Source organism: Trichococcus alkaliphilus (assembly GCF_003008695.1).
Taxonomy (GTDB): domain Bacteria; phylum Bacillota; class Bacilli; order Lactobacillales; family Aerococcaceae; genus Trichococcus; species Trichococcus alkaliphilus.
The window spans coordinates 183,790-210,129 of the sequence record NZ_PXZT01000002.1 but is presented as its reverse complement, the minus strand read 5'-3'; the positions used below and the strand labels follow the sequence as shown (position 1 = coordinate 210,129).

At 47.2% G+C, this 26,340-nt stretch carries 26 protein-coding genes and 1 other annotated feature; of the genes, 23 read left to right on the top strand and 3 right to left on the bottom strand.

Going from position 1 to position 26,340, the window contains the following annotated elements; all coding sequences use genetic code 11:
• The first annotated feature begins 29 nt into the window (after positions 1-29).
• The 11 genes from uxuA to C7R73_RS02570 all read left to right on the top strand — a co-directional run bounded on the left by uxuA (position 30) and on the right by C7R73_RS02570 (position 11,218).
• Positions 30-1,085: a mannonate dehydratase gene (gene uxuA, locus C7R73_RS02620; protein WP_106448980.1), complete on the top strand. Its 1,056-nt coding sequence runs from the start codon at positions 30-32 to the stop codon at positions 1,083-1,085.
• A gap of 32 nt (positions 1,086-1,117) precedes the next feature.
• Positions 1,118-1,963 (top strand): SDR family oxidoreductase, encoded by an 846-nt coding sequence (locus C7R73_RS02615; protein WP_106448979.1) that lies wholly within the window; start codon positions 1,118-1,120, stop codon positions 1,961-1,963.
• Positions 1,964-2,062: 99 nt separating this feature from the next.
• Positions 2,063-2,911 carry an HAD family hydrolase gene (locus C7R73_RS02610; protein ID WP_106448978.1) on the top strand — a complete coding sequence of 283 codons (849 nt, stop codon included), beginning with the start codon at positions 2,063-2,065 and terminating at the stop codon, positions 2,909-2,911.
• A gap of 54 nt (positions 2,912-2,965) precedes the next feature.
• Complete coding sequence (locus tag C7R73_RS02605) at positions 2,966-4,708, top strand: glycoside hydrolase family 3 protein (RefSeq protein WP_106448977.1); 1,743 nt, start codon at positions 2,966-2,968, stop codon at positions 4,706-4,708.
• Between the two features lie 356 nt (positions 4,709-5,064).
• Positions 5,065-5,928, top strand: coding sequence for an AraC family transcriptional regulator (locus C7R73_RS02600; RefSeq protein ID WP_106448976.1), 864 nt, complete (start codon positions 5,065-5,067; stop codon positions 5,926-5,928).
• Positions 5,929-5,933: 5 nt separating this feature from the next.
• Positions 5,934-7,109 carry a Gfo/Idh/MocA family protein gene (locus C7R73_RS02595; protein WP_106448975.1) on the top strand — a complete coding sequence of 392 codons (1,176 nt, stop codon included), beginning with the start codon at positions 5,934-5,936 and terminating at the stop codon, positions 7,107-7,109.
• A 19-nt stretch (positions 7,110-7,128) separates the two neighbouring features.
• Positions 7,129-8,148: a Gfo/Idh/MocA family protein gene (locus tag C7R73_RS02590; protein WP_106448974.1), complete on the top strand. Its 1,020-nt coding sequence runs from the start codon at positions 7,129-7,131 to the stop codon at positions 8,146-8,148.
• Positions 8,135-8,998: a sugar phosphate isomerase/epimerase family protein gene (locus C7R73_RS02585; protein ID WP_106448973.1), complete on the top strand. Its 864-nt coding sequence runs from the start codon at positions 8,135-8,137 to the stop codon at positions 8,996-8,998. The genes C7R73_RS02590 and C7R73_RS02585 overlap by 14 nt, the downstream gene beginning before the upstream one ends.
• 72 nt (positions 8,999-9,070) lie before the next feature.
• Positions 9,071-10,153 (top strand): Gfo/Idh/MocA family protein, encoded by a 1,083-nt coding sequence (locus C7R73_RS02580; RefSeq protein ID WP_106448972.1) that lies wholly within the window; start codon positions 9,071-9,073, stop codon positions 10,151-10,153.
• A 151-nt stretch (positions 10,154-10,304) separates the two neighbouring features.
• Positions 10,305-11,009: an NAD(P)H-dependent oxidoreductase gene (locus C7R73_RS02575; protein ID WP_106448971.1), complete on the top strand. Its 705-nt coding sequence runs from the start codon at positions 10,305-10,307 to the stop codon at positions 11,007-11,009.
• A gap of 26 nt (positions 11,010-11,035) precedes the next feature.
• Positions 11,036-11,218 (top strand): hypothetical protein, encoded by a 183-nt coding sequence (locus C7R73_RS02570; protein ID WP_106448970.1) that lies wholly within the window; start codon positions 11,036-11,038, stop codon positions 11,216-11,218.
• A gap of 63 nt (positions 11,219-11,281) precedes the next feature.
• Here C7R73_RS02570 and C7R73_RS02565 read toward each other — a convergent pair whose 3' ends face one another.
• Positions 11,282-11,818, bottom strand: coding sequence for a GNAT family N-acetyltransferase (locus C7R73_RS02565; protein WP_106448969.1), 537 nt, complete (start codon positions 11,816-11,818; stop codon positions 11,282-11,284).
• A gap of 1 nt (position 11,819) precedes the next feature.
• A complete protein-coding gene (gene tyrS / locus C7R73_RS02560; RefSeq protein ID WP_106448968.1) occupies positions 11,820-13,082 on the bottom strand; it encodes a tyrosine--tRNA ligase in 1,263 nt (420 codons plus the stop codon).
• 70 nt (positions 13,083-13,152) lie between these two features.
• Positions 13,153-13,368: a binding site (T-box leader), on the bottom strand.
• 319 nt (positions 13,369-13,687) lie between these two features.
• Here tyrS and C7R73_RS02555 point away from each other — a divergent pair.
• The 12 genes from C7R73_RS02555 to purR all read left to right on the top strand — a co-directional run bounded on the left by C7R73_RS02555 (position 13,688) and on the right by purR (position 25,684).
• A complete protein-coding gene (locus C7R73_RS02555) occupies positions 13,688-15,025 on the top strand; it encodes a C40 family peptidase (RefSeq protein ID WP_106448967.1) in 1,338 nt (445 codons plus the stop codon).
• Between the two features lie 112 nt (positions 15,026-15,137).
• Complete coding sequence (locus tag C7R73_RS02550; RefSeq protein WP_106448966.1) at positions 15,138-15,905, top strand: MerR family transcriptional regulator; 768 nt, start codon at positions 15,138-15,140, stop codon at positions 15,903-15,905.
• A 187-nt stretch (positions 15,906-16,092) separates the two neighbouring features.
• Positions 16,093-18,111: a methionine--tRNA ligase gene (metG, locus tag C7R73_RS02545; protein WP_106448965.1), complete on the top strand. Its 2,019-nt coding sequence runs from the start codon at positions 16,093-16,095 to the stop codon at positions 18,109-18,111.
• 114 nt (positions 18,112-18,225) lie between these two features.
• Entirely contained in the window at positions 18,226-19,008 is a 783-nt protein-coding gene (locus tag C7R73_RS02540) for a TatD family hydrolase (RefSeq protein WP_106448964.1), read from the top strand.
• Entirely contained in the window at positions 19,005-19,604 is a 600-nt protein-coding gene (rnmV, locus tag C7R73_RS02535; RefSeq protein ID WP_106448963.1) for a ribonuclease M5, read from the top strand. Before C7R73_RS02540 ends, rnmV begins: the two co-directional genes overlap by 4 nt.
• Positions 19,601-20,500, top strand: a complete 900-nt coding sequence (gene rsmA / locus C7R73_RS02530) for a 16S rRNA (adenine(1518)-N(6)/adenine(1519)-N(6))-dimethyltransferase RsmA (RefSeq protein ID WP_106448962.1) — start codon at positions 19,601-19,603, stop codon at positions 20,498-20,500. Before rnmV ends, rsmA begins: the two co-directional genes overlap by 4 nt.
• Before the next feature lie 264 nt (positions 20,501-20,764).
• Positions 20,765-21,022, top strand: a complete 258-nt coding sequence (locus tag C7R73_RS02525) for a Veg family protein (protein ID WP_068559042.1) — start codon at positions 20,765-20,767, stop codon at positions 21,020-21,022.
• A gap of 238 nt (positions 21,023-21,260) precedes the next feature.
• The gene (gene ispE, locus C7R73_RS02520) at positions 21,261-22,121 is read left to right on the top strand and encodes a 4-(cytidine 5'-diphospho)-2-C-methyl-D-erythritol kinase (RefSeq protein WP_106448961.1); all 861 of its coding nucleotides are present in this window, start codon (positions 21,261-21,263) and stop codon (positions 22,119-22,121) included.
• Positions 22,122-22,269: 148 nt separating this feature from the next.
• Positions 22,270-23,217, top strand: coding sequence for a metal ABC transporter solute-binding protein, Zn/Mn family (locus tag C7R73_RS02515; RefSeq protein WP_106448960.1), 948 nt, complete (start codon positions 22,270-22,272; stop codon positions 23,215-23,217).
• Between the two features lie 18 nt (positions 23,218-23,235).
• Positions 23,236-23,943 carry a metal ABC transporter ATP-binding protein gene (locus tag C7R73_RS02510; protein WP_086626885.1) on the top strand — a complete coding sequence of 236 codons (708 nt, stop codon included), beginning with the start codon at positions 23,236-23,238 and terminating at the stop codon, positions 23,941-23,943.
• Complete coding sequence (locus C7R73_RS02505) at positions 23,889-24,698, top strand: metal ABC transporter permease (RefSeq protein ID WP_106448959.1); 810 nt, start codon at positions 23,889-23,891, stop codon at positions 24,696-24,698. Before C7R73_RS02510 ends, C7R73_RS02505 begins: the two co-directional genes overlap by 55 nt.
• A gap of 158 nt (positions 24,699-24,856) precedes the next feature.
• A complete protein-coding gene (gene purR / locus C7R73_RS02500) occupies positions 24,857-25,684 on the top strand; it encodes a pur operon repressor (RefSeq protein WP_106448958.1) in 828 nt (275 codons plus the stop codon).
• Between the two features lie 99 nt (positions 25,685-25,783).
• On the opposite strand, the gene C7R73_RS02495 is transcribed toward purR, so the two are convergent.
• Positions 25,784-26,317: a cupin domain-containing protein gene (locus C7R73_RS02495; protein WP_106448957.1), complete on the bottom strand. Its 534-nt coding sequence runs from the start codon at positions 26,315-26,317 to the stop codon at positions 25,784-25,786.
• Positions 26,318-26,340: the final 23 nt, after the last annotated feature.

Sequence of the window (26,340 nt, the reverse complement as noted above, 5' to 3'; positions counted from 1 at the left end):
AATAAAAAAAGAAGAGGAAGTGTATTGCAATGGAAATGTCATTCAGATGGTACGGTCATGAGGACCCTGTTACACTGAAAAATATCCGTCAAATCCCTGGTATGAAAGGAATCGTTACTGCAGTTTACGATATCCCGGTTGGTCAATCTTGGCCATTGGAAAGAATTGAAAAATTGAAAGCGGACGTTGAAGCTGAAGGCCTATACATCTCTGTTATTGAATCTGTTCCGGTTCACGAATCCATCAAATTGGGTCGTCCAGACCGTGATCAATACATCGATGCATACAAAGAAACCTTACGTAACTTAGGCAAAGCAGGAATTCCTGTTGTATGTTACAACTTTATGCCAATCTTTGACTGGACTCGTTCCAACTTGGCATACGAATTACCGGATGGTTCAAATGCGTTGATCTTCGATGAAGAAGAAGTAAACAAAATGGACCCACGTACGCTTTCTCTTCCAGGTTGGGACGAAAGCTACACTTCTGAAGAATTGAACGCTTTAATGGATGAATACAAAGAAGTTGACGAAGAAAAACTATGGGAAAACCTAGAATACTTCATCAAAGCGATCATGCCTACAGCTGAGGCAGCCGGCGTGAAGATGGCTATTCACCCTGATGATCCTCCATACAGCATCTTCGGATTGCCGCGTATTATCACTGGCGGAGAAGCATTGAACCGTTTCATCAAATTGTACGACAGCGAATATAACGGCGTTACATTATGCGTAGGTTCATTCGCTTCAGATCCTAAAAACGATGCAGTGGCTATCCTGAAAGATATGCTTGCTAAAAAACGCGTAAACTTCGTGCATGCACGCAACGTGAAATTGGTCGGCGGACGTTCATTCCAAGAATCTGCTCACTTGTCCGAAATGGGATCCATTGATATGTATGAAGTAGTAAAAGCATGTGTTGAAGGCGGCTTTGAAGGTGCAATCCGTCCAGACCATGGCCGTATGATCTGGGGAGAAACTGGCAAACCAGGTTATGGTTTGTATGACCGTGCGCTAGGTGCAACTTACCTGAATGGTTTGGAAGAAGCAGTGAAGAAAAACTTGAAAGCTCAAAAACAACAATAAAAAAACAACAATAAGGAAGAAGGAAAATCACCATGACAAGCCCATTCGTACATGATTTTACCGATAAAGTAGTAGTAGTAACAGGTGCAGGCGGCGTTTTATGCTCTTATTTCGCGAAAGAATTCGCCAGAGCAGGCGCTAAAGTAGCTCTTTTGGACTTAAACTTGGATAACGCACAAGCATACGCTGACGAAATCGTAGCTGCAGGCGGTATCGCTAAAGCATTCAAAGCCAACGTATTGGAATTGCCAAGTCTGCAAGCAGCTAAAGAAGCTGTCGTAGCCGAATTAGGCGAAGTGGATATCTTGGTCAACGGAGCAGGCGGCAACAACGCGCGCGCAACGACTGACAACGAGTACCACGAAACTGATCTGCCTGAAGGAACAAAAACATTCTTCGACTTGGAACAAAGCGGCATCGAATTCGTCTTCAACTTGAACTTCTTGGGTACAGTATTGCCTACACAAGTTTTTGCTAAAGACATGGTTGGCCGTCCAGGCGCTAACATCATCAACATCTCAAGCATGAACGGTTTCACACCATTGACCAAAATCGTTGCTTACTCAGGCGCAAAAGCTGCTATCTCCAACTTGACTGAATGGTTGGCTGTCCACTTTGCTCACGTAGGCATCCGTGTCAATGCGATCGCTCCTGGTTTCTTGGTTTCAAAACAAAACCAAGCGCTATTGTTCAATGAAGATGGCACACCGACTCCTCGTACAGGCAAAATCCTGAACGGCACACCAATGGGCCGTTTCGGCGAACCGCATGAATTGATCGGCGGCTTGCTGTTCTTGGCTGACGATAAAGCTGCAAGCTTTGTGAACGGCGTCGTATTGCCGATCGATGGCGGCTTCAACGCGTATTCAGGCGTATAAGTTTAAGTAATTGAATAGGGCAGATAGAACGAAATGTGTTGCACAGTTCTTCTCTATCTGTCTTTTTTTCACGTTGATATCAAGTTAGGAGAGAAAAATATGTCTACACACCCAACACAATTCACGAAACAAAAAAAATTCCTAGTCTGTGTCGATTCGGACGGTTGCGCAATGGATACGATGAACGTGAAGCATGAACGTTTCTTCGGTCCTTTGGCAGCGGATGAGTATGGCATCAAAGATCGCAAAACTTTCTTGGCTGACTGGAACCGCATCAACCTGTTCTCAAGCACACGCGGCATCAATCGCTTCAAAGCATTGGTCTTGACGTTGATCGAAGCGCAGGAAAAAGGCGAAGACATCGGCGATATTACGGCACTGACCGATTGGGCAAACAATGCGCCATCATTATCGAATGCCTCACTTGAAGCGGAGATCGCGAAAGCTTCTTCCGAAGATCTGGAAAAAGCTTTGGTATGGAGCAAGAAAGTCAACGAAGGCATCGAAACCGAGTTGGCTGGCGAAGACAAGCCATTCCCCGGCGTTCTCGAAGGGCTGACAAAAATCCATGGCCTGACGGATGTCGCAATCGTGAGTTCAGCCAACAGTGAAGCTTTGAACAGCGAATGGAACAGACACAATCTGATGCCGCAAGTTGACGTAGTCTACGGCCAGGAAGTAGGCAGCAAAGCGGACGCTATCGCTGATCTGTTGACGAAAGGCTATGCAGCTGACGAAATTTTGATGGTCGGCGACGCACCAGGAGATGAACAAGCGGCAGCGGTGAATGGAGTATTCTATTATCCGATCCTCTTCGGAAAAGAAGAATTCTCTTGGGAACGTCTAAGCAATGAAGCGATCGAGAAATTCCTGAACAAAGAATATGCAGGAGCTTACCAAGAAAAAGTGCTTGGGGAATTCCATGCATTATTGGCTCAATTCGATTAATCTCATTTTCACTATTTGCAAGTTAGAAACATTACGTTATCAGGAGGAAAAAAAGTGCCAAAATTAGTTGATTTAAAAGCAAAACCGTACAATCTTAACGACAAACAGGTCGCTTGGGTAAACGAAACGATCACTGGTATGACGGATGAGGAAAAAGTAGGTCAATTGTTCACGAACCTTTTCTTCTTCGGAAATGATGCCTTCTCAGGGAATGACTTCACAAACCAAGAAATCATCGAAAAATTCCACATCGGTGGCGCACGCTATCACGGAAATTCAAAAGAAGATATCCAAGATCTGTTGAACGAATTGCAATCCATGTCCAAAATTCCTTTATTGGTAGCTGCCAACTGCGATGCAGGCGGAAACGGCGCATGCGGCGAAGGAACATACATCGCTTCTGGTGCACAGTGTGAAGCTGCAGGCGACCCACAAGTTTCTTATCATGCCGGGCTGGTTTCTGCCCGTGAAGAAAAAGCATTGGGCGTAAACGTCAACTTCGACCCATGTGTAGACATCCTTTACAACTGGAGAAACACAATCGTCAATACGCGTGCTTACGGTACGGATGCAGAAACTGTCATCAAATATACGAATGCGTATTTAGATGGCTTGACTGCTGAAAACGGCGAAAACATGGAAGACGGCGTTATCCAATGCATCAAGCACTTCCCTGGAGACGGAACGGAAGAACGCGACCAACATCTGGTGTTGGGCATCAATGAATTGAGTCCTGAAGAATGGCGCGCTTCCTTCGGTAAAGTTTATCAAAACCACATCGACCGCGGTGTTGAAATGATCATGGCTGGACACATTGCAGTCCCTGCTTTGCAAAAAGAATTGAACCCTGCTTTAGAAGACAAAGACATCATGCCGGCAACATTAGCTGAAGAATTGATCCAAGATGAATTGAAGGGCGAACTGAACTTCAACGGCCTTGTAATCACTGATGCAACGCACATGCTAGGCATGACATCGGCTATGCGCCGCGAAGATTATGTTCCAAAAGCAATCGCTGCTGGTTGCGATATGTTCTTGTTCTTCAACAACATTGAAGAGGACTTCGGTTTCATGTTGAAAGGCTACCAAAACGGCGTCATCACTGAAGAACGTTTGACTGATGCTTTGCGTCGTATCTTGGGCTTGAAAGCTAAATTGCACTTGCCTGAAAAACAAGCAAACGGCACATTGTTGCGCACACGCGAAGACTTGAAAGTCATCGGCAATGCAGAGCATCTGCAATGGAGAGCGGAAGCTGCTGATAAAGGGATCTCTCTGATCAAAGATACCCAAAATAACTTGCCAATCAACCCTGTTGATCACAAACGCATCCGCTTGTACATTTTGGAAGGCGAAAAAGGCGGAATCAATGATGCCGGTTCAGCAACGCAACAATTGTTCATTGACGAATTGACAAGCCGCGGCTATGAAGTGACCGTCAACGAACGCGGATCCCGCGTGAAAGGCGCTACTTTGAAATACCGTGATGAAGTGGACTTCGCTTTGGAAGTTTCTGATATCGTCGGCTACGGCGCTCAAAACAACTACCGCATCCAATGGAGCACTGCCATGGCAAACGAAGTTCCTTGGTTTGTTTGGGAAGTTCCGCATGCATTCGTATCATTGAACTTCACGACACATCTGCATGATGCGACAATGGTGAAAACATTCATCAATGCCTACCACAACAACCAAGAAACAATCAAACAAGTCATCGACAAACTGGAAGGCAAATCCGAATTTAAAGGCGGCCACAACGATCTAGTCTGGACCGACAAATGGCAAGCTAAATTATAATCAGTGTGTGATGAATCCTGAGCTCAGAGTTTGAGCACTAACGAGGTTAAGGACCAAGCAGCCCGATCTTGGCTGAGTGGGCCTTAACAGCGTTAGGCGGAGAACTCTAGGATTCAGAACCGTTCTATAAGGATACGATGATTTGCGTTTAGAAGGTACCCAACTAATGTACCATTTTGTTCACAAATCACCCAAAACGCTGTTGTACCAAGTAAAGTCGAGAAGTATTTTTCTCGACTTTGTTTTTTTGAACAACGAAAAGCACTCTCGGTCAATTATTTGGAAAATGTAAGCATTTCAGGACATTGAATTGTAACCGCTGTTATTTTATACTTTGAAGTGTCAAAGAGAGGGAGGTGACACGTATCATTGAAAAATTGTTGATCGGATATCACGTCAAAGGGCAAGCATATGCCCTAGATTTCCATACACATCCGCAATATGAAATATTCCTGTTCCACGGCGGAAATTGTCGGTTCCTGGTCGGTAATAAAATCTATTATCTTCAGCCTGGCGACTTACTGATGATGGATGGGATGACGGTTCACCGTGCCTACGTAATTGGAGACAAGGATGCCTATGAACGCAGCATCGTCCATTTCGATGCCGACTGGATTACCCCTTTACTGACTGACATGAACATTGACTATTTGTTGCGGTTCTTTACTGAAAATCGCAATGGCCTCATTCGGACTTTCCGAAAGAAGGATGAACTCCTTTTAGAAAATGCTATCCGGGAAATGAATCATTTGCAGCAGTTGGACCAATCCTATGCAAATGAAGCGAAACGCAAACTGGCTTTAGTCCAGTTGCTTCTGATGATAGATTCTTCAACGGATAAAATCGTAGAAAAAGGACAGGCTTATGTCGATGAAAAGACACAGATAGCGGAGAAGGTTTCGGAATATATTTTCAAGAATTACCGTGACTCGTTCAATATCGATGATATCGCCCAAGCCCTTAATTTGAGCAAATCCTATTTGTCGCATGCTTTCAAAGAAATCACAGGAAACACCATCATGGCTTATGCGATGGGATACCGGTTATCCCAAGCATGCACGGCATTATTGATGGAGCCATCCAAATCGATCAAAATGATTTCCGGCGAATGCGGTTTTGAAAGCGATGCCCATTTTAGCAGATATTTCAAACATAATATGGGCAGTACACCCAGTAATTACAGAAAAAACAATAGAATCAGCATACAAAAAGGAGAATGATGAGAATGACAGAAAAAGTGAAATTAGGAATTATTGGATATGGTGCAGAAGGCGGCATGTACGCAGGGTTCTTCAAGAACAACGATGAGCGCCTGAACGACAACATCGAGTTGGCAGCGATCTGCGACAACGATCCAGCTAAAAAAGCGAAAATTGCTGAAGATTTTCCTGGACTGCCTTTCTTCGACAACTACCTGGATCTTTTGGAATCCGGTATTGTAAACGCAATCGTAACGACAGTCCCACACTATGACCACTGCGTGATGGGGATCGCTGCACTTGAACGCGGCATCCACTTATTGGGCGAAAAGCCGGCAGGTGTTTATACGAAAGATGTGGAACGATTGATTGAAACATCGAAGAAACACCCAGAAACGACTTTTGCGATCTTCTTCAACCAACGCACAAATCCGCTTTACCGCAGAGTAAAACAATTGATGGATGAAAAAGCGATCGGCGATCTGCAGCGCGCAACTTGGATCATCACAACTTGGTGGAGACCGCAAGGCTATTACAACCAAAGCGCATGGCGTGCAACTTGGGGCGGAGAAGGCGGCGGTGTCCTTGTGAACCAAGCTCCTCACCAATTGGACTTGCTGCAATGGATCTGTGGAAAGCCTGAAAAAGTATACGCGAAACTGCAATATGGCGCAGGCCGTAACATTGTTGTGGAAAATGAAGTGAATGCACTTTTGGACTTCGGCAACGGCGCTACCGGTTCATTCATCACCTGCACAAACGACATTGTCGGCACTGACCGCTTCGAAATCTTTGGGACGAAAGGGAAAATCATCGTCGAAGATTCGAAAAAACTGATCGTGAAACAATTGACTGCTCCTGAAGCTGAACTATCCGAAAACATGGATATGCAGGATGTCATGAGACTCTTCATGGGACAGATCAATATGGAAGATTACGTTAAGGTCACCGAAGAAGAGTTTGTTACTCCACAAGGTCTGCAGCACATTTCTGTGTTGAATAATTTTGCCGATCATATCGTAAAAGGGGAGCCTTTATTGGCCAACGGCGAAGAAGGTATCAATGGTGTTACTCTAGCGAATGCGATGCACTTGTCCTCTTGGTTGGATAAAGAAGTGGACTACAATGTGGACGGCGACCTGTATTTGGCAGAGCTGAACAAACGCATCGCTGAAGAAGGAAAATTTGAACAAAGAAAATAAGAAAGTGACGTGATCAGAGATGTTAAGAGCGGCAATAATTGGATTAGGGGATGTATCGCCTGTCCACAAATATGCTATCGACGCTAGCGACAACGGTGAATTGGTTGCAGTCTGCGACGTAAATGAAGCCTTGAAGACAAAATATCCTGATGTGCCTTTTTACACAGACGTAGAAACGATGTTGGAAAAAGAGGATTTGGATGTTGTGCATATCTGCTTGCCGCACTATCTGCATTATCCGATCACGAAACTTTGTGTTGAAAAAGGCGTGCACGTTTTCCAGGAAAAACCCTTGGCTTTGGATTATGACGAAGGGTTGAAGACGCTCGCGTTAGCGGAGGAAAGCAGCAAGAAAATCGGCGTGTGTTTCCAAAATCGCTACAATGAAACTTTTTTGGAACTCAAAAGAGTACTCGCAGAGGAGAACGTGGGGGCTGTTACGGCGGTGAAAGGATTGGTGGCATGGCATCGGCCTGAAACCTATTACACAACCAAACCGTGGCGCGGACAGATGGAATTTGCCGGCGGAGGATCCATCATCAATCAGGCCATCCATACGCTTGATCTGATGCAGGTCTTGGGCGGGGAAATCGACCGCTGTAAAGCCAGTTTGTCGAATATCACAGACTATGACATCGAAGTCGAGGATACTGCCGTCGCGAATTTCACATTCAAGAACGGCGCACGTGGCTTTTACATGTCGACCAATGCCTACGTCGAGAATTCCAGCGTAGAATTGCAGGTCATCACCGAAAAGGAAAAATTCACGATTAAGGATAACTGTCTGTACCGTTCGAACAGTTCCGGCGAAAAAGAACTGCACTTGCAGGACACGCCGATGCAAGGGACGAAATTTTATTACGGTCCAAGCCATTCTGCCTTGATTCAGCGCTTCTACAACGCGATCGAAGCGGATACGGATGATTATGTGACGGTCCGCGAGGCTTTGCCGGCCATGTTGATGATCGATGCAATGAAATTATCGTCTAAAGAAAAGCGTACAATCGAAATGGAGGAAATCATAAATGTCGAAAGTTAAGATAGGTGTACAAGCGTCAACGGTCAAAAAAAGTTTTGAAGAAGTAGGGCCTTACGAAACGTTGAAGAAATTGCACGAAATCGGCTACAACTCGATCGAAATCTCGCAGGTGGCGACAACGCCAGAGAATATCGCCCAAATCCAAAAAGCGACAGCGGATTTCGGCATGGAAGTGGCGTCCATGACCGCTGCTTTGAAGCCGCAAGTAAAAGACGGCGAATCTTTGACGACACACTATGACAAAATCGTAGCGGATTGCAAAGCCGTGGGAACTGACTTGTTGCGCATCGGCATCCTGCCTTTCGACGCGATGGCCAGCCTGGATAAAGTGCTGGAATTCTGCCATGATGTCAACGAAGTGACGCAAAAACTGAAAGAAGACGGCATCACTTTGTACTACCATAACCACCATATCGAATTCCGCAAATATGACGGCAAATTCCTGCTGGACATCATCCGCGAAAAGGCTCCGTTATTAGGCTTTGAATTGGATGTCCACTGGGTGCAACGCGGCGGCGCCAATCCATTGGAAGTCATCAAAGACTACAAGGGAAAAGTGGAATTGATCCACTTGAAAGACTACCGTATCGCGGCTATTCCGGATGAAGCATTCGATGCGCTGTATAATGGCGATCACGCGACATTCATGACGGCTTTCACTGATGTCATCCAATTCGCTGAATTGGGAACAGGCAGCCTGCCATTGAAGGAAATCATCGAAGAAAGCATCTCATCAGGCGTACGCTACCTATTGGTGGAACAGGACGACACTTATGGAGTGGATCCCTTCGAAAGCCTGAAAATATCCCGTGAGCACCTATTGGAATTGGGCTACGGAAACCTGTTCTGATAAAACGGATGAAGAAGTTCGGAGAGGATTCTCTTCGGACTTCTTCCTATAATAATGAAGGAGGTCGTAAGAGTGGGAAATAAAGATGGAATGAATTATGCGCCGAAAGGTAAAATCAATAAGGTTGTGGAACCGGGGGCGTTCAATGTCGGGATAACGGCACTGGACCACGGACACATCAACGGCATGACGAATGGACTGATCGAAGCCGGCGCTACGATCAAATACGTTTATGATCCGGATACTGAAAAAGTGGCCAATTATCTGGAGTCATTTCCGGATGTTACGGTTGCGGATTCTTTGGAACAGATTCTGGAAGATCCTGAAATCCATTTGGTCGCCGCTGCTGCGGTCCCTAATTTGCGCAGTGCCTTGGGGAACCGGGTCATGCGCGCAGGGAAAGACTACTTCACGGATAAGACTGGCTTCACGACGCTGGAACAATTGGAAGAAACCAAAAAAGTGGTTGCAGAAACCGGCAAGAAATATTGGGTCTACTTCAGCGAAAGGCTGCATGTGGAAGGCGCTGTATTTGCCGGCCAGTTGATCGAAGAAGGCAGGATCGGCCGCGTCATCCAAGTGACTGGCTTTGGGCCGCACCGTCTCGATAAAGAGAAACGTCCCGATTGGTTCTTCAAAAAGGAACAATACGGCGGCATTTTGGCCGACATCGGCAGCCACCAAATCGAGCAATTCCTCCATTATACAGGGAATGTGGATGCAAAAGTGCTCCACAGCAAGGTCGGAAACTACAACAACCCGGATACGCCCGAATTGGAGGACTACGGCGATGCCACGTTGGTCGGTGACAATGGCGCAACCTTCATCTTCAAAGTCGATTGGTTCACGCCGGACGGACTCGGAACATGGGGTGACGGCCGAACATTCATCACCGGAACGGAAGGAACAATCGAAATCCGCAAATACATTAATGTGGCGACGGAACAGACGGGTGACCACTTGTTCTTGGTGACGAAAGATGGCGAAGAGCACTACTCCTTGACTGGTGAAGTCGGATTCCCGTTCTTCGGCGAAATGATTTTGGACTGCGTCAACCGCACCGAAAATGCGATGACGCAGGAACATATCTTCAAGGCGCAGGAATTATGCCTGAAAGCTCAGGAGCAAGCACTGAACATTACAGGAAATCTATAAAACACTATCCCTTTCTTTGTTTCCGGATGACCCGGATGGCGAAGGAAGGTTTTTTTCGTTGGCTTCGGGATGAGTGAGCGTGCAACTTGAACTCTGGCCGGCAGCTTGTTATGATGCGGAAGAAGAACTATTGAGAAAATGAGGTGAAAGGATGGAAACATTGATCATAGTCAGCCACCCGACGCTGACTGATTCGAATGCACAAAGGTTTCTGTGGGAAAGTCTCCCGGCAGAAGGGGTGACTTGGCACCATCTCGAATCGGTTTATCCGGATGGACAGATCGATCGGGAGGCCGAGCAACAGCAATTGCTCCAGTATGACCGTATCATCTTCCAATTCCCGTTCTATTGGTACAGCTCGCCTGCTTTGTTGAAACAATGGCAGGATGTCGTCCTGACTGAAGGTTTCGCCTACGGAGCTGACGGAAGCAGGCTGTCGGGGAAAGAATTCGGCCTCGTTCTGGCTCTTGGTGTGAATGAACGCGAATATCAGGCGGGGGGCAGGGAAGGCTTCACGATTTCGGAACTGACCCGGCCGTATCAGGCGATGGCAATGAAATGCGGCATGGTGTACTTGCCGACGCTCGTCGTTTCGAAATTCGATTATCTGAGCGACACCAAGCAGAAAGAATTGCTGATCGCTTATCAGCAATACCTGACCAAAGACAATGACGCCAGTCTCAAGACTTCAGAAAACTGGTTCAAACTCCAACTGCAGTCGCTCGGGAAAGCGGGACTGTCCGAAGAGGATCAGCAACTGGTGGAGCATCTGCTCGCCGTTTTGGATGACAACCGCGAACACTTGGATGATCTGGCGTGGACATTGGCGCAGATGGAAGGCAATCAGCTTGGGTAAAGGTTAATGTAAAGCGAGGGGCAATAATGGAGACTGAAAATTGGGTACAGGAACAACTGGACCACTTAGTGGAAGCGAGCAAGGATTATCGGCAAAAAGCGCTTTTTCAGGAAACGAAAAAGCTTTTTCAGGAGCAGCATCAACGGATGGAACAGATGGAGGGCGAACTGGACGGGCGGATGTGGAGCCCGAAAGAGTGGTCGAATTAGGAAGCACAAAAAAATAGAGGACAGCTGAGCAAATGTTCAGCTGTCCTCTATTTGCGTTGTTTGTTATTTTGATGTGAGTGGATATTGGTAGACGTAGTCGTCCATCACGAAGCCGCCTCCGATGGGGGAGACGATGGATTCCGTGCGCACAAAGCCGTATTTTTCGTAGAATGCGATCGAACCTTCGTTGTATTTGTTGACGGTAAGCTCCAGGACTTTTTTCTGTTCCTTGATGGCCAGATCGACCATTTTTTGCATGATCTGATAGGCATAGCCTTGTCCGCGGGCTTCCTGCAGCAGGTAGAGCTTGCTGATGAACAACTTGTCTTCCTGTAGTTGGATAGCCAAGTAACCGGCGGATTGCCCCTCGCTTTTGATGAGAAAATAATCCAATTTGCCTGTTTCGATGTCATCTTCCAGATTAGCTCTGGATTGGATGTTCTCCAACATATAGGTTACCTGTGCTGGTCCCAGGATCGGCAGATAGTACTCATGCCAGATGATGTCGGCCAAGCGGGACAGTTCGTTGATCTGCTCCATGCTCTCGACCGGTTCCAACCGGAGTGCGGCTTCGCGCGAAAAGAGTTGTGGGGTTGTCATGTCAAGCCACCAATTTAACCAGGAAATATTTCTTTTTGCCGCGGCGTACTAAGATGAAGCGGCCTTCGAAAGAATTTTCGGCAGTGATGACAAATTCCAGATCCGTAACTTTGTCGCCGTTGATGGAGATGGCGCCGTTTTGGATGTCTTCGCGTGATTGACGGCGTGACGGTTCGATGCCGAGATCGACCAGCCAAGTGACCAAATCCTGTTCCTTCAGGTCGGCTTCGAATGTCGGCATATTTTTGAAGCCTTCCGCGATTTCGTCGGCAGTCAATTCCTTCACTTCGCCGGTGAACAAGGCTTCGGTGATCTTTAGAGCGTCCTGAAGGGCTTGTTCGCTGTGGACGAAGCGCGTCATTTCGGATGCCAAAACTTTTTGGGCTTCGCGTTTGTGCGGCTCTGTTTCCACTTTTTCAGTCAGCGCATCGATCTCTGCCTTCGAAAGGAAAGTGAAGTATTTCAAGTATTTGATGACATCGCGGTCGTCCTGGTTCACCCAGAATTGGTAGAACTCGTAAGGGGTTGTTTTCTTCGGGTCCAACCAGACGGCCCCACCGGCAGTCTTGCCGAATTTTGTGCCGTCCGCCTTCAGCATCAAAGGAATCGTCAAACCAAAAGCTTTTGCTTCCGCGCCTTCTTTTTTGCGGATCAGGTCCAAACCGGCAGTGATGTTGCCCCATTGATCCTGGCCGCCGATCTGAAGGTTGACGCCTTCATTCTGGAAAAGGTGCAGGAAGTCCATGGACTGCAAAATTTGGTAAGTGAATTCCGTGAAGGAAATGCCGGTATCCAGACGGCTGGCTACGATATCTTTGGCCAGCATCGTATTGATGTTGAAATTCTTGCCGAAGTCGCGCAGGAAATCCAACAGCGTCAAATCTTTGGTCCAGTCATAGTTGTTGACGAGCCGGATGTCAGCTGAACTGTCGGAAAGGAACAGTTTCTTCATTTGAGAGGTCAAAGCATTCGCATTCTCGACGACTTGATCCATCGATTGCAGAACCCGTTCCTCGCTCTTTCCGCTTGGGTCGCCGATCGAGCCGGTTGCGCCGCCTATCAGGATTACGGGTCTGTGCCCGGCCAGTTGGAATCTCTTCAATACAATGAAGGGAATCAGATGACCGATATGCAGGCTGTCACCGGTAGGGTCGACGCCGCAATAAAGGCCGATCTGCTCATCCTCTGTTAATTTGCGTAAACCTTCTGCATCCGTTTGTTGGTTGATGGCGCCGCGCCATTCTAATTCGTCGATGATATTCATGTGCTTCATTCCTTTTCTCATAAATTTATATGCAAAAAAATCCCTGTCCAGACAAGAAAATACTTGTTTGAACAGGGACGATAGTTACCGTGTTACCACCCAGCTTGCAGAATCATCCCGAAATCGGAAAGACTTTGCCACTCTGACATGTATCGTATGCCGACCGCTTATGCGCATAAGAAAGCTCCAAAGTGTAATTCGAATCCAGGCTTGCATCAGCTTCCACCAACCGCTGACTCTCTATAGGACAAAATCCCGATTCTACTGTCTTTTTCATCGCTTTATATTGTATTGGTTAATTGCCGTAAGTATAGCGCAGCAAAACTTTAAATGTCAACCATGACAACAAAAAAAGTAATGCTACAGAAATGTTACAAAGTCGGGAGGTGTATGAAATATTGCTGATGGCGCGGATTCGGACACATTAAGCGAATCGTTTTACAGAAATGTTACAGTTAGGCTACAACTTGTCGAAACCGGGTTAAACGAAAAAAAACTATGTTATGATTCATTATGTTGATGAATCTTAAGAAAAACTATAAAAAGTTAAAAGATATATAAGAATTATAACTAACGACAATCGAATGTAAGTGGAGGAATTAGACTTGAAGAAGAAATTAGTGGCTATCGCATTAGCAGGTACGATCCTTGCAACAAGTATAGTAACGCCTTTTACAGCACAAGCAGATGAAATCTTAACAAAAATCCAACAACAAGAAACTAAAATTTCTGAATTGGACAGCAAACAAAGCTCTGCAGAAGAAAATCTTTCTTCAATCACTGCGGAAGTTGATGCAGCCGAACAAAGAGCAGAGACTCTATTGGCAAACCGCGTAAAGACACAAGATGAGATTGTTGCTTTACAAGAAGATATTGCCGAATTGCAAGTTGTCATCGCGCAACGCGAAGAGCAATTGGATGAGCAAGCAAGATCTGTTCAAGTGAACGGTTCAAACGAAAACTATTTGAACTTTATCGTAGCATCAGAATCTTTCACAGATTTAGTATCCCGCATCGATGTGGTATCAAAAATGGTTTCCGCTAATAAAGAATTGGTAGAACAGCAAGTTGCAGATCAAAAAGCTGTTGAAGACAAGAAAAATAAAACTGAAGATAACTTAAATGAAATCAATGCAATGGCCATGGAGTTGGAACAACTTAAAGGCGATCTGCAAGTGAAGCGAATCGAACAAGAGAGCGCAGTTGCCGCTTTGGCTGCTGAAAAAGCAACAGCTGAATCTGACCGCGAAATGTTCTTGGCGCAAAAAGAAGAAGCTGATCAAAGAGCTGCCGCAGAGGCTGCTTCCATTGCTGCCGCTGAAGCTGCCTCAGCTACTGTAGCTGCAACAGTCGCACAAGCAAGTTCAGAAGAGTCTTCTACCGCTGCATCATCTGTTGACATTGCATCAAGCGCAGTTGCAAGTTCCGAATCAGCAGCAACTGCTAGCTCGGCTCCTGCTCAAACAGTTGCCGCTGCACCAGTTGTTGAGAGTGCGCCAGTAGCGACTGCTCCTGCAGCAGCTGCACCAGTCGTCAGCGCACCTGTAGTGGCCGCACCAGTCGTGACTGCACCGGCGTTATCAGCACCAACAGGCGATGTTGTTTCCATTGCTGCACAATACATCGGCGTTCCTTATGTATGGGGCGGAAAAACACCGTCTGGTTTTGACTGCTCAGGCTTCACGTCTTATGTCTTCAGACAGGCATACGGCATCGAAATCGGTGGCTACACAGTTCCTCAAGAAAACTCAGGTACGCAGATTGCTGTATCAGCCGCACAAGCGGGAGATTTGATTTTCTGGGGTTCAAGAGGCGCGACTTATCACGTAGCTATCTATGTAGGCGGCGGACAATACATCCACGCTCCAGCGCCAGGCCAAACAGTTACTTATTCTTCTTACAACCTTTCCGGCGCATCATTTGCTGTACGTGTTGCAAGATAATCCAAAATTCACGACAGTCCTCCGGGGCTGTCTTTTTTTTGTCTTTACGGAGGAAATTTGTTGACCTTGACGCAGCGTCAAGGTGTATGATGAAATCATCGGAGGGGATTAGATGGAATATACGATCCAAAAATTGAGCCGGCTGGCCGGCATCAGCACGAGGACGTTGCGGTTCTATGACGAAATCGGCCTGCTGAAGCCCAAACGCACCAGTTCCTCCGGCTATCGCATCTACGGAGAAGCGGAGGTGGACAGGCTGCAGCAGATCCTGATCTTCAAGCAACTGTCCTTTTCGCTTGATGAGATCAAAGCAGCGATGGATGATCCGGCGTATGACGCGGAACGTTCGTTGGTCGCGCATAAACAGGCGCTGCTGGAGAAAAAGGCAGAAATCGAATTGCTGATCAAAACGGTCGATGCTACGCTGGATGAAAAAAGAGGAGGCAGAAAAATGAGCGACAAAGAGAAATTTGAAGGAATGAAGAAGGAGCTGCTCGACGAGAATGAATCCCGCTACGGGCAGGAAATCCGCGGAAAATACGGTGAAAAGACCATTGTTGCATCAAACAAAAAATTTGCAGGAATGAGTGAAGCGGATTTTGACGCGATGCAGGAGCTGGCCGTGCGCTTGCAAGAGCTGCTGACGGAAGCGATGGCTACCGGGGATGCCGGCGGAGAGGCTGCCTTGGCTGTTGCTGCGTTGCATAAACAGTGGTTGAGCTATACTTGGCCGACCTACTCCTCGGAAGCGCATCGCGGACTGGCTCAGATGTACGTCGATGACGAAAGATTCACGGCATACTACGACAAAGCATCCGGTAAAGGCGCTGCTGTCTTTTTGCGGGACGCGATCCACAACTATACTGAAAAAGCTGAATGACATTGGAAAGGCTGGGAGCGGAACGTTGCTTTCGGCTTTTTTGCGCGTGGATCTGGTGGTGCGGGCAATAGCGGGAGGTTGCCGCTTGTTTCGAATTTCGCGCCCCAACCCTTGACATTTGTGGTAGAATGGTACGGTAAGTTGCGTACATTCGCAAACAACTTAGAATTCAGGGAGGCACTCATTCGTGGCTAAAGACAAAAATACATTTTATATCACTACTCCAATCTATTATCCGAGCGGTAAGCTCCACATCGGAAATGCGTATTCTACAATCGCATGCGATGTAATGGCGCGCTATAAAAAACTGATGGGATTCGATGTGTTCTACCTGACCGGTTCAGATGAGCATGGACAAAAAATCGAGAACAAAGCTGCAGAATTGGGCATCACACCGAAAGAATATGTGGACGGTATGGCCCAGGATATGCAGGATTTATGGAAACGTCTGGACATTTCCAACAACAAGTTCATCCGCACGACTGATGATGATCATGTGCAGGCTGTTCAGCAGATCTTCGAACAATTATTGGCACAAGGCGACATCTATCTTGGCGAATACGAAGGCTGGTATTCCGTTTCCGACGAAGAGTTCTTCACGGAAACACAATTGGCTGAAGTATACCGCGATGCCGATGGAAAAATCATCGGCGGGGTTGCTCCAAGCGGCCATGAAGTCGAGTTGGTGAAAGAGGAGTCCTACTTCTTCCGCATGAGCAAATACGCGGATCGCCTGTTGGCTTATTACGAAGCGCATCCCGATTTCATCCAACCGGAGTCGCGCAAAAACGAGATGGTCAACAATTTCATCAAACCAGGCCTTGAGGATTTGGCTGTATCGCGGACGACCTTTACCTGGGGGATTCCCGTGAAGAGCAATCCGAAGCACGTGGTCTATGTTTGGATCGATGCATTGGCTAACTACATCACTGCGTTGGGGTATGGTTCGGCTGATGATTCGCTTTACCAAAAATATTGGCCGGCTGATGTGCATATGGTCGGAAAAGAAATCGTCCGTTTCCACACCATCTATTGGCCGATCATGCTGATGGCACTGGATCTGCCGCTTCCGAAGAAAATTTTCGGCCACGGTTGGTTGTTGATGAAGGAAGGCAAAATGTCCAAATCAAAAGGCAACGTTGTGTATCCGGATATGTTGGTGGACCGCTTCGGTTTGGATGCTTTGCGCTACTATCTGATGCGCGAAGTGACCTTCGGCAGCGACGGCATCTTCACGCCGGAAGACTACGTGAACCGGATCAACTATGATCTGGCGAACGATCTGGGCAACTTGCTGAACAGAACGATTGCCATGATCAATAAATATTTCGGAGGGAACATCCCTGCGGCGCTTGCAGCGGAAACGGCTTTCGATGCGGAACTCAAAGCGATGGCAGCGGAAGTGACCGAGAATTACCAGAAGGAAATGGACAACATGCAGTTCAGTTCGGCCTTGTCCGAAACATGGCGCCTTATTTCACGCGCGAACAAATACATCGATGAGACAGCTCCATGGGTCTTGGCGAAGGACGAGTCCAAGCAAGCGGAGTTGGGAAGCGTCATGGCGCATTTGGCGGAAACCTTGCGCGTCGTCGGCATTCTCTTGTCTCCGTTCATGACGCAAGCGCCGTTCAGAATGTATGAACAACTTGGATTGGACTTCGAAAAACAAGGTGCTTGGGAAAATGTAGCCTTCGGAACGTTCCCGGCGGAAGTGAAGGTAGTCGAAAAGGGCACACCGATCTTCCCTCGTCTGGTTACGGAAGAAGAAGTCGCCTACATCAAGGAACAAATGGGCGGAACGGCCCCAGCGGAAGAGGAAACCGTCGCGGCCGAGTGGGATCCGACGACTACCGTACTGACTTCCGAAAAGGAAAAACAAATCAAATATGAAGACTTCGATAAAGTCGAGCTGAAGGTAGCAGAAGTCATCGATTGCCAAAAGGTCGAAGGCGCGGACAAATTGCTGAAATTCCGTCTGGATGCGGGTGACGAAGGTCATCGCCAAATCCTGTCGGGCATTGCGCAATGGTATCCGGATCCTGCGTATTTCATCGGCAAGAAAGTCATCATCGTCGCTAACCTGAAAGCGCGCAAAATGAAGGGTGAAATCAGCCAAGGGATGATCCTTTCTGCTGAAAAGGATGGCGTGCTGCAAGTCATACTCGCACCTGAATCGGCAGCAAATGGTTCGACAGTGGCATAAAGGTTTTTGTGATTCAAGGAGCCTGGGACAGTTGTCCTGGACTCCTTTGTCCATTTTAGATGCAGAAGAATCAGGGCAGGCAATGGCCTTCCCGCAGGAACCGGAAAGGAATCTATGGATAAACTATTATTTGATACACACACGCATTTGAATGTGGACGCTTTTGCGGATGATGCGGACGCGGCCATCGGAAGGGCCCATGAAGCCGGTGTCGGAAGATTTGCGGTCGTGGGATTCGATGTGGACACAATAAAAAAATCGCTCGAATTGAGCGCAAAATATCCCGAAATCTACAGCATCATCGGCTGGCACCCTACAGAAGCAGCGACCTATACTGCGGCAGTGGAAGACAGCCTGATGGCATTGCTTGAAGAAAAAAAAGTTGTTGCCATGGGCGAGATGGGGCTGGACTATCATTGGGACACAGCGCCGCATGACGTCCAAGCGAAAGTGTTCAGAAGGCAAATCGCGATCGCAAAAGAATTGGAACTGCCGATCAGCATCCATATGCGTGATGCTATCGAAGACACGTACCGTATTTTGAAGGAAGAGGGTGTGCGCGACATAGGCGGCATCATGCACAGCTTCAGCGGTGACGTGGACTACATGAAGAAGTTTTTGGATTTGGGCATGCACATTTCAATAAGCGGCGTCGTCACTTTCAAAAAGGCGACCGAAGTCCATGAAGTGGCCAAAGCTGTTCCACTCGAGCGACTCTTGGTCGAAACCGATGCGCCGTATCTGGCTCCCGTTCCTTTCCGCGGAAAGCGAAACGAGCCGGCATATGTACGCTATGTAGCCGAAAAGATTGCTGAACTGCGCGACCAGACATTCGAACAGATTGCGCTGCAGACAACCAAAAACGCAAATACGTTATTTGGGTTGGATGATAGATGAAAATAGAAGAGATCATAGTGGTTGAGGGAAAAGACGATACCAGACGGATTAAGCTGGCGGTGGAGGCTGATACGATCGAAACGAACGGATCGGCAATCAACGAAGAAACTTTGCAGCTGATTGCCCATGCGCAAGCGACACGCGGCGTCATCGTCTTCACCGATCCGGATTATCCGGGCGGGAAGATCCGGGCAACGATCGTGGAACGTATCCCCGGCGTCAAGCATGCGTTCTTGCGCAAGGATGATGCGCAATCCCCGAAAGGCGGAAGCCTCGGAATCGAGCATGCTTCTCCGGAAATCATCAGGGAAGCGCTGAAGAATATCTACACGCAACGTCAAGCAGAAACGAGCGACATCGACAGGAAATTCCTGGATGAATGGCACTTGGTCGGACATGCTGACTCAGGCCGTTACCGGGAGTTGCTGGGGGATGCACTTGGGATCGGCCATACGAACGGTAAACAGTTGTTGAAACGTCTGCGCATGTTCCAATTGGAAAAAGAAGATGTTGATGCAGCGATGACGGCAATTTTGAGAGAACTGGATGAAAAGGATAGCCTGACCGCTTTGCGGCAGGAGGAGGAAAATAAATGAGTGGATTAGAATACCATAAGGATATAGCAACACCGAGCAGAACGAACGCCATCTTAAAAAAATACCATTTGACCATGAAGAAAAGCCTGGGCCAAAACTTTTTGGTTGACCCGAATATATTGACGAAGATGGTTGATGCAGCCGGCATAGATGAAAACACCAATGTCATCGAGATCGGGCCCGGTATCGGAGCCTTGACGGAACGCCTTGCCAGAGAAGCCAAAAAAGTAGTGGCGTTTGAAGTGGACAGACGTTTGGCACCGATCCTGAAGACGGAACTTGCGGAATACGATAATATCGAAATCATTTTTCAGGATATTCTGGAGGCAAATGTTCCGCAAGTCATCGAAGAGCATTTTGAACCGGCCGAACGATTAGTGGTGGCAGCGAATCTGCCTTACTATATCACGACGCCAATCATCATGAATTTCATAGAGACTGATTTGCCGATAGACACGTTTGTGATGATGATGCAAAAAGAAGTCGCGCAGCGCATGACAGCCAAACCTGGAACGAAAGCATTCGGCTCATTGACGATTGCGATCGACTACTATACCGAAGCCGAGATTGCCTTCATCGTTCCGAAAACTGTTTTTGTACCGCAACCGAATGTCGATTCGGCAATCCTGAAGCTGCAGCGGAGAGCGGAACCTAAAGTCAAAGTTACCGATGAGAAGTTCTTCTTTGATTTGGTGCGCGCCGGTTTCAATCAACGCAGAAAAACGCTCTGGAACAATCTGCAATCCCGCTACGGCAAAACGGAAGAGATCAAGGCAGCTTTGACAGCCGGACTTGAAGAAGCCGGCATTGAGCCTTCAAAACGTGGAGAAGCCCTGAGCATTGAACAATTTGCGGCCCTAGCGAATGCTTTGGTCAAATATTTGGACGTTCAATAAATCATCAAAAAATAACCTGATGTTTTCGCGTCCAGAGGCACCATCGGTACGGATGCATCACCTTCCGGATCCCATTGCGAAGGGAAGTTGATGCATCTGCGGTGCAATTTTCCAATCAGCAGTTTTACTAAAAAAAAGTAAAAAAAGTTGATAAGATTTCTTTAAAAATTTATTCGTTTCATAGTTGCGTGCATACGTCCTCTGTGATATACTTGTTAATTTAATTTATCTGTGTTATACTGTGAATCAGTGAGGTGAAACAGAATGCCGGATAATTTGAGTCAGATTAAGGAACAACTGGAATGTCACTTAGGGCAGAAAGTTATGCTGACTGCGCAAGCAGGACGCAAACGCAAGACAGAACGAAAAGGTATTTTACGGGAAACGTATCATGCTGTATTTGTGGTTGATCTAGACCAAAACGAAAATGCATTTGAACGTGTATCATACAGTTATGCAGATGTTTTAACCGAAGCTGTAGAGATCTTATTTTATGATGAAGAAAAATGCCAGTACGCTTAAATTATGTAAGAACTTATTCCAAATAAATCAAACAGACATCGAAATGTCTGTTTTTTTTTATGGAAAAATCGCATGCTGCAGGCCGAATCGTTTGCGGAACAAACCGGTTCCGGTCACCGATTCAGGCGATAATGACTGTTCAGAAAGTAATTCTTGGTTATTGGCATATAATTCTTTTAAAAACGGCACGCTTACGCTAGTATTGTAGTATAAGGACAGTGGAGAGGAGCGTGGAGCGATGGAATGGATTGAACGTGCACCGGCAAAAATAAATTTGGCGTTAGATGTATTGTATAAGCGGGATGACCTTTATCATGAACTCGAAATGGTGATGGCTTCAGTCGACCTCGCGGACCATCTTACGTTTACTCCTCTCGAAAAAGATGAAATCAGAATCTACACGAACAAAGTGTTTCTGCCCGTGGATACGCGTAATCATGTCTATCAAGCAGTGAAGCTTCTCAAAGACCGTTGTGGGATAAAGAAGGGGATCAAAATCGAAATTGACAAGAAAATCCCTGTAGCTGCCGGATTGGGCGGCGGCAGCACGGATGCGGCTGCAGCTTTGCGCGCGCTGAACAAGATTTGGGATCTGCAGCTTTCTGTTGAGGAGTTGATTGCGATAGGCAACCAAGTAGGCTCGGATGTTCCCTACAGCATAGTTGGCGGCACAGCCTTCGTATCAGGCCGAGGGGAAATCGTCCGCAAACTGCGACCGATGCCATCCTGTTGGGTGATTTTGGCGAAACCGCGCCTGAGCGTCTCGACGAAGACGATTTTCCGGCTGTTGGCTGTCGAGCAACTGCAGCACAAACCGACTTCCCGCATCGTAGCGCAAGCCATCGAGGAGGGTGATTACGAGCGGATGTGTCAGAATGTTGGGAATGCTTTGGAACAAGTGACCTTCAATAAGCATCCGGAACTGCGCCAATTGAAGGACCGGATGGAGAAGTACGGACTTGATGGCGTGACGATGAGCGGCAGCGGCCCGACCATCATCGGATTCAGCAGAAACACGTCGCGCATCAAAAGAGTCTACAACAGTCTGCGAGGATTCTGCGAAGAAGTTTATATGGTCCGACTGCTGAATGAAGATTGATTAATCAAAACCGCGAAACCCCCTGAAGGGTTTCGCGGTTTTTGCTTGTGAAACGGAAGCGGAATGGTTGACGCGTTGCATCCAATTGTGATAAAGTGTCTATCGGGACTTAAACAGGAATCATTACGTTTTGGAGGAATAATAAATTATGATAAATAGATTGAAACTGACAGGCATTCTGTCTGCAGCAGCCCTTGTTCTGGTTGGTTGCGGAACGAGCGGAAGCGATGAAACAGCCGTTTCTGAAGATGGGATACAGGTTGTCACAACCTTCTATCCGATGTATGACTTTGCGAAAAATGTGGTAGGCGATAATGGCGAAGTTTCCGTTTTGTTGGATGCCGGACAAGAATCGCATGGCTATGAGCCGACGCCACAGGATATCGCGGCCATTGCTGACGCTGATGTGTTCGTATACAACAGCGATGAAATGGAAACGTGGGTACCCAGCGTGCTGGAATCCATTGAATCGAGCGATGTGATCGTCGTCGAGGCTGCCGAGGATATCGCGCTTTTTGAGTTGGAAGAGGCTGCCGAAGAAGAGCACAGTGATGAAGAAGGCGAAGCTGCCCACAACGTCGATCCGCATGTCTGGTTGGATCCGGTGTATGCACAAGAGCTTGTGAGCGCCATTTTGGCCGGAGTCCTTGAGGCGGATGAAGCCAACAAAGAGAGTTACGAAGCGAATGCAGCTGCCTTTAACGAAAAGTTGGCGGAACTGGATGCAGCCTATCAGACTGCCTTTGAGAGTGCCGAAAACCGCACATTCGTCGTCCAGCACGCAGCTTTCGGCTATATCGCCCGCCGCTACGAATTGACTGAAGTGGCGGTATCCGATGTGTCATCCGATGCGGAACCGAATCCTGCCAAACTGGCTGAACTGCAGCAATTTATGATCGATAATCAGATCACTACCGTTTATTACTCGGACAGCGCCTCTTCGAAAACCGCAGAAACGCTTGCCGAAGAAGCAGGTGCTACACTGGAAGTGCTGAGTCCGCTTGAAGGGATAACCGATGAAGACCAAGAAGCGGGCAAAGATTACCTGAGTGTGATGGAAGAAAATTTGACAGCTTTGAAAAAAGTGATCCAGTAAGAGAAGAGGGGAATTCAAGTGGAATATATCGATGTACAGCATCTGTCGTTCTATTACGATGATGAACCTGTCCTGCAGGATATCACATTCCAAGTGCACGAAGGGGAATTCGTCATCCTTACAGGCGAGAATGGCGCGGCGAAATCCACTTTGTTGAAGAGCATCCTGGGCCTGTTGAATCCCCGGGAGGGCAGCGCGACGATTTCGAAGGTGAACTATCGTGGGGAAAAGCTTACGATCGGTTATGCACCGCAGCAAATTTCGTCGTTCAATATCGGGTTTCCGAGCAGGGTACTTGAGTTTGTGGAGTCGGGCAGATACCAAAAAGGCAAATGGTTCAAAAAATTGGATGAAGAAGATAATACCCATGTAAAAAAAGCTTTGGAATCAGTGGGAATGTGGGAGATGCGCAACAAAAAAATCGGTGAACTATCCGGTGGGCAAAAACAACGCATCGCTTTGGCCCGCATTTTCGCAACCGATCCGGACTTGTTTGTGCTCGATGAGCCGACAACCGGAATGGACAAGGAATCGCGCGAGCGTTTCTATCGCTTGCTGAAACACAATTCACAAGTCCACAACAAAGCAATCATCATGGTTACGCATGAGCACGAAGATATCAAAGAATTTATGGATACCCATATTCAGTTGGTCAGAAAGGAGGATTCGCCGTGGAGATGTTTCTCTATGGATTTATGCAAAGAGCCTTCCAAGCATCAACATTGATCGCAATCATGGCACCCATTTTGGGCCTGCTGCTGATTTTGCGCCGGCAATCCTTGATGGCGGATACGCTGTCGCATGTTTCCTTGGCCGGAGTTGCTTTAGGTATGCTCCTCAACATCAATCCGACGCTTACAACATTAGCCGTCGTCATTTTGGCGGCGATCGGGATCGAATATTTGCGTGTCATCTTCAAAGGCTATTCGGAAATATCCATCGCAATCCTGATGGCTACGGGAATGGCGGTAGCATTGGTTTTGATGAGTTTCGTATCCGGGAAACAGAACGCTAGTGTCGAGCAGTTTCTGTTCGGGTCGATCATCACCATAAATGATGAGCAGATCGTTATCTTGTTGGCATTGGCAATCATAGTCGTTTTATTGTATCTGATTTTCCGCAAACCGTTGTATGTGTTGACGTTTGATGAAGACACGGCCCATACAGCGGGCTTGCCGGTCCGCATGATGTCGTTGTTGGTTTCTGTAATCACAGGGGTCGCAATCAGTGTGGTGATGCCGATTACCGGCTCATTGCTGGTTTCCTCAATCATGATTCTGCCGGCAGCCATCTCGATGAGATTGGTGCATACCTTCAACGGCGTCATCCTGCTTGGGATAGGCATCGGTTTGACGGGAATGTACGGAGGTTTGTTCGCATCCTATCAGTACGGGACGCCTCCCGGTGCCACAATCACCTTGGTTTTCGTGGCCATGTTCATTTTGACCAGCATCTATAAGGTCATCGCTGAAAAGAAGTAGAATCTTAACAATAAGATATATGGACAAGAGCAGAACATTGCTCTTGTTTTTTTGACTTAAATTCGATTAAAAACGAACAATCAACAATTAAAAGCTTCCATTTTTCAGGAATCAACTATATAATAGGGAAAAGAACGCAATATGAGGAGAGATTTGGATTGAAAATAAAGCGCAGTGAACGGTTAGTCGATATGACCCGTTACTTATTAGAGAGACCGCATCGGTTGATTTCATTGACCTATTTCGCTAAACGTTATGAATCAGCGAAATCATCCATCAGTGAAGACTTATCCATCATCAAGAAAACATTTGAAGATCGGGGAACAGGGATTGTCGAAACGCTTCCGGGTGCAGCAGGCGGCGTCAAATATATTCCGACAATCACCAAAAAAAATGCCCGCGAAATTATAGAAGAAATGTGCGAAATCATGAACAGCAAAGATCGTCTGTTGCCAGGGGGATACGTTTATCTTTCCGACATGTTGGGCAATCCGGAAATCCTGCAGAAAATCGGGCGTGTCATCGCGGCTCAATACGTAGAAAAAAAAGTCGATGCAGTCATGACTGTCGCCACTAAAGGGGTTCCGATCGCGCAAGCAGTAGCCACTTATCTGAATGTGCCGTTCGTCATCGTGCGCCGTGATTCGAAAATTACCGAGGGCTCCACAGTGAGCATCAATTACGTTTCAGGTTCATCCGATCGTGTTGAAAAAATGGAGCTATCCAAACGCAGTTTGCCGCGCGGTTCAAAAGTTCTCATCGTCGATGATTTCCTGAAAGGCGGCGGTACCATCAACGGTATGCGCAGCATGATTTCCGAATTCGAATCGGAGACAGTCGGCGTGACGGTATTCGCTGAAGCTGGTTACAATTCCAAGCGCGAAGTGTTCGATTATACGTCACTGATCCGCGTAAACAATATCGACTTGAAAGATCATTCCATCAGCGTGGGCTTGGGCAATTATTTCGATTCAAGCACTGATTGATAATAAGCATGAAAAAGAGCTGGACCTTAAGACTAAGGGCCGGCTCTTTGGTGTGTTGGGAAGGAAAAATGCGATTCCCTAAGTGGGATTGGGTGTAGTTCAGACTTTTTCATTCCTGAAAGCATCACCCGGCAGCTTTTTGTAGGCTAATTTTTCCAGAATGCTCCCGCAATCAGGATAGTCTTTCAGCAACGCATCATAAGGCAGCAATTCAAAATCACGGTAATCGAATCCTGGGGAGACCATGCAGCTCACGAGCGCATAGTCTCCGGATGATCCTTCGATGCTGCTCCCAAAGATGACCCCTTTCAGAACCGTAAATTGGAAAAGTTCGCCTTTATCGGGATGGCGCCCCATCTTGATCGCCTCGTAGCGGCCGTCGGGATGCAACAGATGGATCGTCAACGTGCTGCCTTCATGGAAATACCAGACTTCATCGGATTTCAAGCGGTGAAAATGCGAAGGGTTGTCTGCAGTCAACAAGAAGAGGATGTTGCTGTAGAGATAGCGTTCTCTCCGATCTTCGGTAACGATCAGTTCGGGGGAATGGCCGGTTTCACGAAAATAGCCGCCTTCCGCATGTGGCTGAAGCAACAGTTCGTGTATCCAAAATGATGCAGTCGGTTTTGTCATTGGGATCAATCCTCTCAGTGTGT